General features: G+C 67.1%; 17 protein-coding genes and 1 other annotated feature. Of the genes, 10 read left to right on the forward strand and 7 right to left on the reverse strand.

Translation table 11 applies throughout. The features are described from left to right. Positions 1-476: 476 nt before the first annotated feature. The 3 genes from ACW9J6_RS29940 to ACW9J6_RS29950 all read right to left on the reverse strand — a co-directional run bounded on the left by ACW9J6_RS29940 (position 477) and on the right by ACW9J6_RS29950 (position 2,367). Positions 477-671, reverse strand: a complete 195-nt coding sequence (locus ACW9J6_RS29940) for a hypothetical protein (protein ID WP_457120002.1) — start codon at positions 669-671, stop codon at positions 477-479. Between the two features lie 100 nt (positions 672-771). Next, the gene (locus ACW9J6_RS29945; RefSeq protein ID WP_457120003.1) at positions 772-1,488 is read right to left on the reverse strand and encodes a phosphoribosyltransferase family protein; all 717 of its coding nucleotides are present in this window, start codon (positions 1,486-1,488) and stop codon (positions 772-774) included. Positions 1,489-1,491: 3 nt separating this feature from the next. Next, positions 1,492-2,367: a DNA-processing protein DprA gene (locus ACW9J6_RS29950; RefSeq protein WP_457120052.1), complete on the reverse strand. Its 876-nt coding sequence runs from the start codon at positions 2,365-2,367 to the stop codon at positions 1,492-1,494. Between the two features lie 126 nt (positions 2,368-2,493). On the opposite strand from ACW9J6_RS29950, the gene ACW9J6_RS29955 reads away from it, so the two are divergent. The 8 genes from ACW9J6_RS29955 to ACW9J6_RS29990 all read left to right on the forward strand — a co-directional run bounded on the left by ACW9J6_RS29955 (position 2,494) and on the right by ACW9J6_RS29990 (position 9,033). After that, entirely contained in the window at positions 2,494-3,225 is a 732-nt protein-coding gene (locus ACW9J6_RS29955; RefSeq protein ID WP_457120004.1) for a hypothetical protein, read from the forward strand. A 78-nt stretch (positions 3,226-3,303) separates the two neighbouring features. Beyond that, on the forward strand, positions 3,304-4,554 hold the full coding sequence (locus ACW9J6_RS29960; RefSeq protein WP_457120005.1) for a phage tail protein: 1,251 nt from the start codon (positions 3,304-3,306) through the stop codon (positions 4,552-4,554). A gap of 40 nt (positions 4,555-4,594) precedes the next feature. Then, positions 4,595-5,287 (forward strand): hypothetical protein, encoded by a 693-nt coding sequence (locus tag ACW9J6_RS29965; protein WP_457120006.1) that lies wholly within the window; start codon positions 4,595-4,597, stop codon positions 5,285-5,287. A 10-nt stretch (positions 5,288-5,297) separates the two neighbouring features. Beyond that, complete coding sequence (locus tag ACW9J6_RS29970; protein ID WP_457120007.1) at positions 5,298-7,130, forward strand: hypothetical protein; 1,833 nt, start codon at positions 5,298-5,300, stop codon at positions 7,128-7,130. 19 nt (positions 7,131-7,149) lie between these two features. Then, positions 7,150-7,887, forward strand: coding sequence for a glycoside hydrolase family 19 protein (locus ACW9J6_RS29975; protein ID WP_457120008.1), 738 nt, complete (start codon positions 7,150-7,152; stop codon positions 7,885-7,887). Between the two features lie 4 nt (positions 7,888-7,891). After that, complete coding sequence (locus ACW9J6_RS29980) at positions 7,892-8,131, forward strand: hypothetical protein (RefSeq protein ID WP_457120009.1); 240 nt, start codon at positions 7,892-7,894, stop codon at positions 8,129-8,131. Continuing rightward, complete coding sequence (locus tag ACW9J6_RS29985) at positions 8,131-8,538, forward strand: hypothetical protein (RefSeq protein WP_457120010.1); 408 nt, start codon at positions 8,131-8,133, stop codon at positions 8,536-8,538. The genes ACW9J6_RS29980 and ACW9J6_RS29985 overlap by 1 nt, the downstream gene beginning before the upstream one ends. 51 nt (positions 8,539-8,589) lie before the next feature. Further along, entirely contained in the window at positions 8,590-9,033 is a 444-nt protein-coding gene (locus ACW9J6_RS29990; protein ID WP_457120011.1) for a hypothetical protein, read from the forward strand. A gap of 91 nt (positions 9,034-9,124) precedes the next feature. Here the strand turns inward: ACW9J6_RS29990 and ACW9J6_RS29995 are convergent, their stop codons facing one another. The 4 genes from ACW9J6_RS29995 to ACW9J6_RS30010 all read right to left on the reverse strand — a co-directional run bounded on the left by ACW9J6_RS29995 (position 9,125) and on the right by ACW9J6_RS30010 (position 10,647). Further along, positions 9,125-9,340: a helix-turn-helix domain-containing protein gene (locus ACW9J6_RS29995; protein WP_457120012.1), complete on the reverse strand. Its 216-nt coding sequence runs from the start codon at positions 9,338-9,340 to the stop codon at positions 9,125-9,127. Further along, positions 9,337-9,720: a hypothetical protein gene (locus ACW9J6_RS30000; RefSeq protein ID WP_457120013.1), complete on the reverse strand. Its 384-nt coding sequence runs from the start codon at positions 9,718-9,720 to the stop codon at positions 9,337-9,339. Before ACW9J6_RS30000 ends, ACW9J6_RS29995 begins: the two co-directional genes overlap by 4 nt. Further along, the gene (locus ACW9J6_RS30005; RefSeq protein WP_457120014.1) at positions 9,720-9,974 is read right to left on the reverse strand and encodes a hypothetical protein; all 255 of its coding nucleotides are present in this window, start codon (positions 9,972-9,974) and stop codon (positions 9,720-9,722) included. Before ACW9J6_RS30005 ends, ACW9J6_RS30000 begins: the two co-directional genes overlap by 1 nt. A 499-nt stretch (positions 9,975-10,473) precedes the next feature. After that, positions 10,474-10,647 carry a hypothetical protein gene (locus ACW9J6_RS30010; protein ID WP_457120015.1) on the reverse strand — a complete coding sequence of 58 codons (174 nt, stop codon included), beginning with the start codon at positions 10,645-10,647 and terminating at the stop codon, positions 10,474-10,476. Positions 10,648-10,859: 212 nt separating this feature from the next. On the opposite strand from ACW9J6_RS30010, the gene ACW9J6_RS30015 reads away from it, so the two are divergent. After that, positions 10,860-11,090, forward strand: a complete 231-nt coding sequence (locus tag ACW9J6_RS30015) for a hypothetical protein (protein WP_457120016.1) — start codon at positions 10,860-10,862, stop codon at positions 11,088-11,090. Positions 11,091-11,402: 312 nt separating this feature from the next. Beyond that, a protein-coding gene (locus tag ACW9J6_RS30020; RefSeq protein ID WP_457120017.1) for an IS3 family transposase occupies positions 11,403-12,631 on the forward strand; the annotation gives its coding sequence in 2 pieces (ribosomal slippage) (positions 11,403-11,697 and positions 11,697-12,631; 1,230 coding nt in all). Continuing rightward, positions 11,684-11,800: a sequence feature (AL1L pseudoknot), on the forward strand. Its footprint overlaps the gene before it by 117 nt. Positions 12,632-12,663: the final 32 nt, after the last annotated feature.

Consider the following 12,663-nt stretch of genomic DNA (forward strand, 5'->3'; position numbering starts at 1 on the left):
GCAGAGAAGTGCCACCGACTGATTGCATTCTGATCGACGTTCATTTCTGGCACCTCCGCTCCTCAAATTCTCCAACCGAGTAAGTTTATTAAAATCAGAACTATTATAAGTACTGTCAAACAGTAAATCACCCTGTTTAGGTTTTTAATTCTATTCAGAAGGGAGATCGAGTTGCAGAGTGCATGTGCTGCATCTTGTCTTGCATGCGCCAATAATATGTCCCGGGTGTTTTGATCTAAATTGTATGCGTCTCTTTGTTTCCCAGCGAGTCCGAGATCGCCGTTGAGCGTGTCACGGGCGACAGCATAGTTGTCCCAGCTATCTCCCTTCATACCAAGGGAGCGCTGCGCTTTTATGGCAAACATCAAAGCGTCATCTCTGGCATTTTCGCCGCTATTCCGCGAGCCAGGCGGCCTGTCCCAAGATCCTAGGATTTTGTCAGCATCACTCATAGCGTTCTCACGTCGGACGGAAGCCTACCAATTATTTGTGAATTTTGGAAACGCACCGAACATCACCAATAGCGCTCCGCAGAACGTCATGAAGCCGGCAGCGATGGTGACCCGGACGACGAAGCGGCCCGCCTCGATCTCGGGAATCGCGAGCTGCGCGGCGAAGTAGACAAGCGCACAGCCAACGACGATGCATGCGATACGGCGGGGCCAGGACATGGCTGGACCGTATCAGCGCAGAGGCGCGCGTGTGTGGTAGCACGGTACCGCCCGGCTGCACGCCTGCAACAACTTCGTGTTTGCTCTTTGTTTTCGCAAATCATTGCTCGCCTGCAAGCTCTTCGATGATTTGCGCGGTCACCCGGCTCATAGCTTTGCTAAAATCACCAGCCTCTTCTGTTAGTTCACACACTTGACGGCCAAAGGGTTTAGTTTCAAAGTCATAAATCGTCTTCCCGCAAACAACCGCGCCTAGCACATTTGCCCCCGCTTCTTCTAGGACCTCCTTAACAGCGAGCATATTTCCACCGCGCGTCAGAAGGTCGTCGATCAGAACAACATTTTTCCCTGCAACATCTTCAATCAACTCAATCTCTGGTTTGAGGGCGGCCTTGCGACGCTCTCCTCCCTCGCTTGCTTTGGTCAGCTGACGCCTCCATCTGAGGACATCCCTCACGCTGTTTTTGTATTCCGTCGCTCTTGTGGCCTCGGTCACCATTTCGAGAGAACGAGACGATTTAGCGTTCAGGGTTGCATCCTTCGATGGGATTGGAACTAAAATAACGCCGTCCCCCCATCCCTCTTCTTTTATCCTCTTTTCAATAAATTTTCCAAATCCATCCCTAGCTTGAGCGAAGTTGTCTTTGCCGATATATCGTTTGGAGCCATCGTGCGTTATTACATAAAATCTCCTCTTGAACGATCCCATTTTGACCGCCCAGACGTAGAAGTTCGCGTTCCAGTAATCTTCCGGTCGTTTAGCAATTTGCCTATGCGCTAAGTCAGAGTAGTATCCACAGATAAAGTGGACTTTCATCTTTTAGATCCTGGAGAGAATGTCATTCGAGCTGGTGAGGACAACGGTCCGCTCATCTTTCAGAAAGCGGGCTGGCCATGTCACAGCAGTGTCGTCCAGCACAGAACGCAGGATGAAGAGCCATCGCCCTTGCTTCAGGCATTCTGCGGCTTGGTGCAGGGTGCCGGAAGTGTCGGAAGCCTCCACGATCACAGTGGCGTCGCTCAAGAGCGCCATCACGCGGTTTCGTTTCGGGAAGTTCGATTTGTAGACCGCTTCCCCTTCAGCGAAGGGAGATACAAGCAGGTGATGTTGGGCGATGTCGGCCTGCATGGCTGAGTTCTCGTTGGGGTAGGCCTTCTGGAGTGGCGTACCAATTACGGCTGCGGTCTTACCGCCCACCTTGATTGCGCTCGATAGGGCCGCTGTATCAACACCGCGCGCAAGTCCGCTTACCACCAGGATACCGGCCTCGGAGAGTTCTCGGGCAAGGCGTGACGCCCTCCGCCAGCCCTCTTCCGACACATCTCGGGTGCCAACGATCGAAACTGCCTTGCGACTCAGGAGCGACACGTCGCCAGCGCAGTGGATGAAAGCGTCTCGTGTCCCGTACGATCGCAGCAGATCAAACTGCTTGTCGTTTACGACAGTCCGTCCTGTCGAGCGGATCAAGTCCTGCAACTCATATCGCTGCGGCTCAACCGGCAGCCGGTAGCGAACACGGCCGGGGCTGGACCGTCCACCGCCATCCGCTCTACTCGCCTCAATCACCCGACAACCACCCCGCGTCGTTTCACTCTTCAACGAGCCCAGAATACATCGCGCTCCCGCCAAGGCACGGCTGTGGAAGCTTTTGCACACGTTTTGGACTCGTACCCTACCAGCAGTCCGGCACCGCATTGCGGTATCACCGTACCGCTTGCACCCGACGGGCGATCCGCCGTAAACCACCACCGTCCCGCGCCGTGCGCGCGGGCTCGCCAAGGCCGCTCCTCGTGGGCGGCCTTGCGCGTTTCAGGAGCCACGATGGCCCCCTCCGATCTCCGCTCCGCCCTTGTCACCGCGGCGGGCCAGCTCGGCGTCTCGCCGCTCGATCTCGGGACGGTAGTCTCCTACGAGACCGGCGGCACCTTCGACCCCTGGCAGCGCGGCCCGACCACGAAGTGGGGCACGCATCGCGGGTTGATCCAGTTCGGCGAGCCGCAGGCCCAGAAGTACGGTGCCTTCGAGGGCCAGAGCGCGGCCGACCAGCTGACCGGTCCCGTCGTCTCCTACCTGCGGGACGCCGGCGTGCAGCCCGGGATGGGGCTCCTCGACCTCTACTCGGCGGTGAATGCGGGCCGGGTCGGGCGCTACGACGCCAGCGACGCCGCGGCCGGCGGCGCGCCGGGCACCGTGCGCGACAAGGTCGAAATGCAGATGGATGGCCACCGCGCCAAGGCGGCGGCGATCCTCGGCGATGGGGCCGCCCCATCCACCGCATCGGGCACGGGATCCGCCGCGCCGTCCGCGCCGCCTGCCCCCTTCGGGCTCGCGCCGCCCTCCCCCTCACCGGGGGACGGCGGCGCGTCCGCGCCCGCCTCGCCCCAGCCCGACGACTCGGCCGATTTCACGCGCCTCGTCGCCCAGCTGACCGGCCCGTCCAGCCAGGCGGGCGCGAGCCAGGCCGCGCCGCTGCCGGCCGCCCCTGCCGCGCCGCCCCTGCGCGCCCAGCCGTTCGACGCGGCTCGCTTCTTCGCGCTGCTGCCGCGGCGCTGACCCGCCCTCTCCTGCTGCCGGCTGCGGCCTGGGTGCGCGAGCGCCCCGGGGCGGCTCGGCGCGCCCGGATCCTCGCCGATGCCGAACCCCTACCTCTGGTCGACCGACCCGGGCTCGAACGACCTCATCGACGGCGATTGCCCGTTCCCGGAGGGAATGCCGCCGCCCCAGGTCAACAACTCGGCGCGGGCGGTCATGGCGGCGATCGCCATGATGCGGCTCGATCAGGCCGGCGACCTGACCGCCCACCTGTCCGGCTCGACGTACTCCCTGCCGCTGCACGGGCCGGACCCGGATCCCGGCAAGCCCTTCTGGTTCGCGTGCTTTCTCGACGCACCGTCACCGGGGCCGGTGGCGCTGCAGATCGGGAACATCGCGCCGAAACCCCTGCTCCGGCCGGCAAATTGGGATTGCGCCCCGCAGACCCTCGTCTCGGGGGAACTCTATTACATCCACTGGCTGCCGAGCCTGGGTTGCTACCGGCTGCTGGCTCCGGACGTCGGGAGCCCCGGTGTGATCCGCATGCAGGGCGGAACGGATTATTCGCGGGGCTGGGTGCCGTGCGATGGGCGCACGCTCTCGCGCACCAGCTACTCGGCGCTCTTCCTGGCGATCGGTACCGCGTTCGGGGCCGGCGACGGCTCGACCACCTTCGCGGTGCCCGACCTCCGCGGACGGGCGCCGTTCGGGGTGGACTACACGGGCACGCGGCTGACCGGCGCGGGCGGCGTCGGCGGCAGCCTCGGCAACGCGGGCGGCGCGGAAACCGCGACGATCGATATCAACCACATGCCGAGCCACTCGCACGGCGTCGAGATGGCCCCGGCGGGCGCGCTCGCGGGCGGCACGACCGGCAACGCCGGAGGCCACGATCACGGCGGCACCACCGGCACCACGGGCTCTCACACCCACACCGGCACGACGGACGGGGGCGGCAGCCACACCCACTCCGGCACGACGGACAACCAAGGCAATCACACCCACCCGGTGCAGTTCAAGCAGCAGGCGGTGTACGCGCTCGGACAATCGGGGGCGGCTGTCACGGACATCGGGGCCGACCGGTCCCCGAATACATTCGACAATACAGACGCCGCGGGCTCGCACACGCACAACCTGAACATCGGCGGGGTGGGCAACCACACCCACACCATCACGACCGACGCGGCCGGGGCGCACGCGCACACCATCGCGGCCGTGGGCGACCACAGCCACAGCTACCCGGGCGTCCCCAACCACACCCACGCCACGACGATCGATGCGACCGGAGGCGGCCAGGCGCTGCCGCTGATGCCGCCCGCGCTCATCGTCAATTTCGCGATCCGGGCCTGAGAGCCCGGCCGCCCCCGTCCAACCGAACCGGGAGCCCCCGATGGGAGCCTTAGAGTGGTCGCCGTCGCCCGATCGGAACGCGACGGCTGACCCGACCCTTGCCGCTGCGGACGGCACGTCCGCCCGCGAACTGCCGTCGAGCCTGCGCGGCGTCATGGCGGGCGTCGCCGCGCTCGCGGCGGACCGGGGCGGCGGCCTCACGACGGCTGGCACCGGCAACGCCTACACGGTCGCCACGGCCACGGGCATCCGGAGGCTGCGCGACGGCATCGCGCTCCTCCTCAAGATCGACCACGCCAACACGGATGCGCCGTTCCTGGAGGTCGACGGCACGGGGCCGCGGCCCTGGCTCGATCGCGCGGGCAATCCCCTGCGGTCCGGGACGCTGCAGCCGCGCCTCTACCTCTGGTGCGTCTGGTCGTCCGACTTCGGCGGCTGGGTCTCGGACATCGCCTCCGGCCTGACGGTCGGCCTGTTCGACACCGCGATGCGGGCGTGGTGGCTGTCGCTGCCGACCGACCCGAGGGGGATCGGACCCAACGCACCGTGGCGGAACAACGGTACGGTGGCGTGGACCGGCGTCGACAACCCCGCCTTCACGATCGACAGCCCCGAGGGACGGCGCCTGACGCTGACCCTCATCAAGGAAGCGCTGCCGACCGCGCCGGATGGTCTGAACCCCGGCGATCCCTGGCTCAACGGCGACACCATCGCCTTCGTCCCCGTGTCCTGAGGAATCCCCGATGCGCTCCCGCGTGTTCGCGGCGCTGCTCGCGCTGCTTTCCCTCGCTGTCCTCACGGCGCCGGCCGCGGCGTTCACGGCGCAGAACGCGACCAAGTATCCGAGCCCGGATCTCTACCGGCCGAACGTGGACGACGTCATCGTCCAGGGCGGGATCTTCTCGGGCTTCAGCCTGCGCAACATCCTGGCGGCGCTGCGCCCGCAGGTGGACAACGTCGCGGCGCTGAAGACCTCGCCGACGTGGTTCAACAGCATCCGCCGCAACGGCTTCGCCGCGCCCGGTGACGGCGGGGCGATGGACTACACGTGGTCGGCGGCGAACTGCACCGCGCCCGATGACGGCGCGCAGGTGCAGCCCACGGGCCGCATCGGGTGCTGGATCGCCGACCCGGCCGGGTCGGAGGTCGACATCCGCATCTGGGGGGCGCGGCCCGCCGCGCCGGTCTACGATGGGGCGAGCTTCGCGGCCGATGTGGCCGATCACGGCGGCGCGAACGCCGTGGTCAACGACCGGGCGCTCGCTTCGGCGTTCGCTTGGGCGTGCAAGACGCACATCCCGCTGTATCTGCCCTATCCGGGCTCGCTGCAGTACCACATCAGCACGCCTGTCGTGATCGGCAATGGTAGCCGCACGTCATATTCAACGTGCAACAACGTATCTCTCAAGATCAAGGGAGCCTACACGGAATCAACGCCCGGCACGTCGCCACCGCTTGGGCTGCCGTTTTCCTACATTGGGCCGGCGACCAATCAGGCGGCCTTTACGCTGCAGGGGCCGGCGGCAGTTCTCAACATGGAAGGTGTCGGCGTCGACTGCCATCAGCGCTGCGCCTACGGCTTCAACGTGGTCAATGTGTTGAACAACGACTGGAAGAGGATCGTTGTTCAAGGTCACACCAGGGCCGGCCTCCGGATCGTCGGCACGCAATTCAACACGTGGGGCGGGTCCTCGGAAGGGTCGCGCTACCGGGACATGTGGCTGGTCGTGCCGGGTCCGGGCGGCGGCGGCATGGAAATCGGCGACAGCGCCTGTGTCTCGCAGGTCGTCGTCAACGGCGTTGTCACCAATCCAGATGTCGCATGCAATCAGACCTCCGTCATTGCTGATAAATTCGAGAACGTTACGATCAATTGGGATAGCCAGACCGACGGGGTGTGTGGAATTCGGTTCGGGGTGGCGCAGCAGCTGACTTTCGAGCGTATGCGGATCACCTATGATCCCGTCCGCGGTGGTAACAAAGGCAACCCCATCTGCATCTCCCCGCCGCCTGGAGACTTTGGTTTCCCGACGGACATTAAATTCGATGGGATGCAGTTTCAAGGAGTGGTCGATCCCGGTCCGGCCAATTGGGTGCCCTACAGTGGGGGCATTCGGTTTGAAGGGTACAATACTGCGCAGTCTCCGTTTCCGTATTCGACAACGTATGGTCTGTATACCGGAACCGATACGTCTCGGAACGAGTATCCTGGGCCGGCATCCTGGACGCCGGTCGACGCGAGCGGCGCGGGCCTCGCCCTCAACGTCGCGAACGCGAACTACATCAAGCGCGGCAAGACGTGCACGGTCACCTTCGCGCTCACCTATCCGACGACCGCGAACGCCGCCTGGCCGGTGATCGGGGGCATCCCGGCCGCCTGCACGCCGCTGTCCAGCCCGAACGCGCAGTACGGCGGGCCCGCCGTCTACTCGGACGCGGGGTTCCTGCCGAACATCCTTGCCTCGAATACCGGGGGGCAGCTGCAGATCTACAACGCCCTGACGGGCGGGGGCATCCGGAACGCGGACCTGAGCGGCAAGCAGATCCGCGGCAGCATCACCTTCCCGACCAACTGACCCCACCCTGGAGATCTGCATGGCACCGCCGCTCGATCGCGCGGCCTTCTTCGCGCGCGTCCGCACCGCTCCGTTCCCGGGGCATCTCACCGCCCCGCAGGTGGCCGGGCTCACCGCCCTCCTCGACGCCGCACCGGCCGGGACCTCGGCCGAGGACCAGGCCTACGTGCTGGCGACCGCCTTCCACGAGACAGCGGCGACGCTGCAGCCAGTCGAGGAGATCGGCCGGGGCCGGGGCAAGCACTACGGCCTGACCGACCCCTCGACGGGCAAGGTCTATTACGGCCGCGGCTACGTGCAACTGACCTGGAAGGCGAACTACCTCAAGGCGCAGACCGCGTTGGGTCAGCCCTTCGTGGCGCAGCCGGAACTCGCCCTGCGGCCGGACCTCGCGGCGGCGATCTGTTACCGCGGGATGACCGAGGGCTGGTTCACGGGCAAGCGGCTCGTGAACTACTTCGGGCCCGGCAAGGCGGATCCGGTCGGCGCCCGCCGGATCATCAACGGCACCGACAAGGCCGAGATCATCGCCGGCCACTACCGAGGCTTCCTCGCCGCGCTCCAGGCGGGCGGATTCGGGCGGGCCGCGGTCGCGCCGCCCGATCCGGAACCGCCCCGTCCCGCCCTGCAGCCGACGAAGCCCGCCCCCTCCGGCGGGCTTCTTCGTTCCGGGGCGCAAGCCGCCGGATCGGCCACCCGCAGCCTGCTCGCCGGCACCTGGCGCGCCTTCCATGACGCGCTCTCCCGAAAGGCCTGACTCGATGCTCGATCGCCTCAAGGGGTGGCGGACGCTCGCCATCTTCTCCCCGATTCTCGCGCTGTCGCTGCTGGAGCAGCTGCAGGCGATCGATCTCACGCCGCTGTTCGCCGCGATGGGGATCGCCGAGCCGAGCCGCGCCGCGATTCTCACCGGCATGAGCGTGCTGGCGGTGGTGCTGCGGGTTCTCACCAGCACGCCGGTCGCGGGCTCGGCGCCGCGGGCTCCCGGGGGGCAGCCCTGATGGAGTGGGCGATCGCGCTCGTCGGCCGGCTCGCAGGCTTCGTCGGTTCGGGCCTCATCAAGACGCTCGGCAACTCGGTCATCGACCCGCTCGTCAAGACACTCCAGAACGGTCAGAACGCGCAGCGCGACGTCGCGGTGCAGACGCTCCAGGCCGAGGCCTCCGCGAACGCGGCGAAGGCGGCGATCGCGCCCGCCTTCAAGGGGCTCGTCTACGGCATCGGCATCCCACCGGCCGTGCACTTCGGGGCGATGTGCCTCACGAAGACCTTCGCGCTGGGGTGGCCCTGCGAGCCGCTGCCCGCGGAGTATGTCGGGGTCGAGTGCACGATCCTGACCGCGTTCTTCGTGTCCTCGCCGCTCACCACCCTCGCCCGCGCCGGCGCCGCCCGGCTGCTCAAGGCCTGAGCCTCCCCGCGCGCCCGGGGCACCGGCCGCGCCGCGCACCTCGAGACCGCCATGACCCCCAGCGTCCCCCACGTCGATGCCCGCCTCTCGGCACTTGAGACCCGCGTCGAGGGGATCGCGGGATCCCTCACCAACGTCGCCACCACGCTGACCGCGCTCGGCGAGAAGCTCGACCGAGGCAAGCAGACGCCGTGGGGCGTGATCTGGTCGGCGCTCGGCGTCGCGATGACGGTGCTAACGGTCGTCGGGGGCCTCGCCTACTGGCCGATCAAGGAGGGGCAGGCGGACCTGCGCGCGTCGATCCTGCTGATGCAGGAACGGAGCGACCGGCGGGTCGAGGCGCTCGCCGCGGGTGTCGTGCCGCGGGCGGAGCATCAGGAGCATTGGCGCCGGCAGGAGCGGGATTTCGGCTTCCTGCGCGAGCGGGTCGCGCGGGTCGAGGAGCAGATCGAGAAGCGGCTTGACCGGCTGGAGGCGCCGCGGTTCAGGCCCTGACCCACCGCCTCATCCACCAGCCATCCACAGGCGCCCCGGGCCTCGGCTCGGGGCGCTTTTCTGCGTCTGGGCGCCTCTCTCAGCGCACAGCTCACTCGGCGGCGGGTCCGGTGAGCCGCATCGCCTCCTCGCCCGAGAGCCCGAGGGCGAGGAGCAGGCGCAGGAACGCCGCGACCGTGCCGGGCACCGCCGTCTCGCCGCCCTCCCACCGCTGTACGCGGCGGACATCGACGCGCAGCAGCCGCGCGGTCCCGCTCGGCGTGAGGCCGAGGGCCGCGCGCGCCATCCGGAATTCCCGATCTGTCACGCGTCCTCCGGATCCGGCGTCCACCCATCGGGCCACGGCACGTCGCGCCCGACCACGACGGGCAGCGTCGCCGGAGCGTCGGCCGGCCCCGCGCTCCAGCCGGTCTCTTCGCGGAGACGGGCGTAGAGCGAGAGCATGTCCGTCATCACGCCGACATCGCGGGAGCCACAGGCCGAGCAGCGCAGGCGCAGCGCGATGTCCGGAAAGGGCAGGTCGGCCGGGAAACGATCGGTGCTGATAACGGCACCGTGCCCGCAATCCGGCGCGGTACAGTGCACGGCGGCAGTGCGGTCGCCCTCGGCCCGGAGTTGTCCGATCGTCGGCGGCCGGATCTCGCGGCCCTCAGCGTCATAGGCGCGGCGGGGGTTGCGGCGGCGCATCAGCCGCCGGCGAGCATCTCCGAGAAGTCGTCCGGCACTTCGCCGAACCGCCCAAGGATCACGACACCTTCGAGCTCGCCCGTCTCGTTGTCGGCCGTGATCTGGAGCGCGGCCGCGCCCGGTTTACGGGTTGCGATCGCCTCGGCGCGCTTCAAGGCGCCGTTGCCGGTTGGGGCGACGTCCCGGGCACCTGGCACCAGCCGCTTGCGCTTCACCTCGAAGGTCTGGATCAGGAAGGTGGTCGCGCTCGCCATGGTCGCCTCCGGGCTGCTCCTGCTCGGAGCCCGTGTGTTCTGATTTCGTTCTAGCACCGGCTCAGGCGGGAGTCTTGCGGCGAGGGGCCGCGAAACGGTGGGACCCCAGGGGCAAAAACTATAATGATTCCGTGGGCAAATCGCAGGTCCCACTTCCTGATAACTTATTGATTTATCGGGATTTTCGCAGTCCCCTTGGGAGCGCCACCTATCCTTTCAAGCCCCTGAGTCTCCTTGAGTATCCTGCCGGTTCGCGGATCGGCGGGTGAAGGCTTGCCACCACCTGCTCGCGCATCACCTCCCGGGCCAGCCGGACTTGGTGGGCCGCCCGCGTGCAGCACTCGACCTCACTCAGGGTCCTGTGGCCGGTCACCGCCATGATCGCGTTGGCCGTGCAACCCGCCTCGGCGAGGCGCCGTGCCGCAGCCTCGCGAAGGCCGTGCAGCACGCACCGTTCCGGCAGATCAGCCTTCCGGATCGCATCCCCCATCCCCTTGCCTTAGCCGGCCACCGGGAACGGCTTGCCGTAATCGGTGAGCCGGATCGCCACCCCGGCTCGCTTCGTGCCGGCGAGGATGGCGGAGGGGTCCGGGTGCGCGGCGATCGCGCGCTTGGTCGCGGTCTTCTGCTGGACGACGCGAGGCGGATCGCCGTCGTAGTCGCCCCAGGTCATGCGGTGCACGTTCGACCGCCGCCGGCCCGTGAAGAGGTGGAGCGCGAAGGCGAACCGCGGTTTCGAGCCTACGGACCAGACGGCCTCGAGCTGCGCGATCTCCGCTTCGGTCCAGGTGTGGATCTCCTCCGACGCGAACGCCGTCGCCCGGGGGTCGGATCGACCTCAATCATCCCGTCTCGATGCCGAAGCCGATCACCGTCCTGAGGCGCTTGAGCAGAACCGTCGCGGCGCCGGGCGGGTCCGCCATGCGGGCGTACGGCATCTCGGGCCAGCCCTGCGGCACGCTGTTCGGCCGGCCGGTGATCCCGGTGGAGCACGCCGAGGCGCTCGGCACCGAGGGCGACATCTGCCTCGTCGACTTCAGCCAGCACCTGCTCGCCCACGTGGACGGCTTGCAGGCGGCGTCCTCGATGCAAGTCGCCTTCCTGTCCGACGAATGAGCTTCCGCATCACCTGCCGGGTGGACGGCGAGCCGATCTGGAACGCGCCGCTCACCCCTACGTGGGCGCCAACACCCGCTCGCCCCTCGTCACCCTGCCAGCCGCACCGAGGCGACGATGGTGCTCGGCCCGCGGCGCGACCTGCAGCAGACCCCGCCCACCACCTACGCCCGTTTGCAAGCCTGAGAACCCGCACGCGTCACGACGAGGCGGGTTACTGTTCAAGTGAGCGAGTGGGATAACCTCAATACGCCCTCCTTTATGAACCGTCCCGGGATTTCCGGAGGCTCCAACTCTCGAGAGGATGGAGCCATGAGGAAGCATACACCCCCCTTCTCGCCTGAGGTCCGCGAGCGGGCGGTCCGGATGGTGCGGGAGCACCAGGGCGAGCACAGCTCGCAATGGGCGGCGATCCAGTCGATCGCCGCCAAGATCGGCTGCTCGGGCGAGACCCTCAGGAACTGGGTGCGGCAGTCCGAACGGGATCAGGGCCTGCGCGCTGGGCCGACCACGGATGAGGGCGAGAGGATCAAGGCGCTCGAGCGGGAGAACCGTGAGCTGCGCCAAGCCAACGAGATCCTCAGGAAGGCGTCGGCCTATTTCGCCATGGCGGAGCTCGACCGCCGGTCTCGGACATGATCGCGTTCATCGACGACCATCGAGAGGTCTACGGGGTCGAGCCGATCTGCAGGGTGCTGCCGATCGCCCCGTCGACCTACCACGCCTATGTCGCCCGGCGCGCCGACCCCGGCCGGCTGCCAGCGCGGGCCAAGACCGATGCGGCGATGATGGGCGAGATCCGGCGCGTGCACGAGGCGAACTTCGGCGTCTACGGCGTCCGGAAGGTCTGGCGGCAACTCGCCCGAGAGGGGATCGTGGCCGCCCGCTGCACGGTGGCGCGGCTGATGCGGACCATGGGCTTGGCGGGGGTGGTGCGAGGACAGACGGTCCGCACCACCATCCCCGATCCGGCGGTGTCTTGCCCCCTCGATCGGGTCAACCGCCAGTTCCAGGCGCCGCGCCCGAACGCCTTGTGGGTGGCGGACTTCACCTACGTGGCCACCTGGAGCGGCTTCGTCACCGTGGCCTTCGTCATCGATGCGTTCGCCCGCCGGATCGTCGGCTGGCGGGTGTCGCGCACCGCGCACGCCAGCTTCGTGCTCGATGCTTTGGAGCAGGCGTTGCACGAGCGCCGCCCTGTTCAAGGGGGCGGGCTCGTGCATCACTCGGATCGTGGGTCGCAATACCGGGCTCTCCGGTACACGGACCGGCTGGCGGAGGCCGGGGTGCAACCTTCGGTCGGCAGCGTGGGCGACAGCTACGACAATGCCCTCGCCGAGACGATCAACGGCCTGTTCAAGGCTGAGGTGATCCACCGGCGCGGTCCCTGGCGCAGCTTCGAGGCGGTGGAGTTCGCCACGCTCGAATGGGTCAACTGGTTCAATCACCGCCGGCTGTTGGAGCCGATCGGCAACCTGCCTCCCGCTGAAGCGGAAGCGCGCTACTATGCTCAGGTGCAGGAGCCAGCCCTCGCCGCCTGACCCAAGCCAAACAGCCTCCGGGAAAACCGGGG

It is taken from the genome of Methylobacterium sp. JK268 (genome assembly GCF_054052225.1).

What these genes read in the sequence shown, in the direction of transcription:
- ACW9J6_RS29965 (WP_457120006.1), top strand. Translation starts at nt 4,595, where the DNA reads ATGGGAGCCTTAGAGTGGTCGCCGTCGCCCGATCGGAACGCGACGGCT.
- ACW9J6_RS29975 (WP_457120008.1), top strand. Translation starts at nt 7,150, where the DNA reads ATGGCACCGCCGCTCGATCGCGCGGCCTTCTTCGCGCGCGTCCGCACC.
- ACW9J6_RS30000 (WP_457120013.1), bottom strand. Translation starts at nt 9,720, where the DNA reads ATGCGCCGCCGCAACCCCCGCCGCGCCTATGACGCTGAGGGCCGCGAG.
- ACW9J6_RS30010 (WP_457120015.1), bottom strand. Translation starts at nt 10,647, where the DNA reads ATGACCTGGGGCGACTACGACGGCGATCCGCCTCGCGTCGTCCAGCAG.
- ACW9J6_RS29960 (WP_457120005.1), top strand. Translation starts at nt 3,304, where the DNA reads ATGCCGAACCCCTACCTCTGGTCGACCGACCCGGGCTCGAACGACCTC.
- ACW9J6_RS29985 (WP_457120010.1), top strand. Translation starts at nt 8,131, where the DNA reads ATGGAGTGGGCGATCGCGCTCGTCGGCCGGCTCGCAGGCTTCGTCGGT.
- ACW9J6_RS29940 (WP_457120002.1), bottom strand. Translation starts at nt 671, where the DNA reads ATGTCCTGGCCCCGCCGTATCGCATGCATCGTCGTTGGCTGTGCGCTT.
- ACW9J6_RS29990 (WP_457120011.1), top strand. Translation starts at nt 8,590, where the DNA reads ATGACCCCCAGCGTCCCCCACGTCGATGCCCGCCTCTCGGCACTTGAG.
- ACW9J6_RS29980 (WP_457120009.1), top strand. Translation starts at nt 7,892, where the DNA reads ATGCTCGATCGCCTCAAGGGGTGGCGGACGCTCGCCATCTTCTCCCCG.
- ACW9J6_RS30005 (WP_457120014.1), bottom strand. Translation starts at nt 9,974, where the DNA reads ATGGCGAGCGCGACCACCTTCCTGATCCAGACCTTCGAGGTGAAGCGC.
- ACW9J6_RS29950 (WP_457120052.1), bottom strand. Translation starts at nt 2,367, where the DNA reads ATGCGGTGCCGGACTGCTGGTAGGGTACGAGTCCAAAACGTGTGCAAA.
- ACW9J6_RS29955 (WP_457120004.1), top strand. Translation starts at nt 2,494, where the DNA reads ATGGCCCCCTCCGATCTCCGCTCCGCCCTTGTCACCGCGGCGGGCCAG.
- ACW9J6_RS29970 (WP_457120007.1), top strand. Translation starts at nt 5,298, where the DNA reads ATGCGCTCCCGCGTGTTCGCGGCGCTGCTCGCGCTGCTTTCCCTCGCT.
- ACW9J6_RS29945 (WP_457120003.1), bottom strand. Translation starts at nt 1,488, where the DNA reads ATGAAAGTCCACTTTATCTGTGGATACTACTCTGACTTAGCGCATAGG.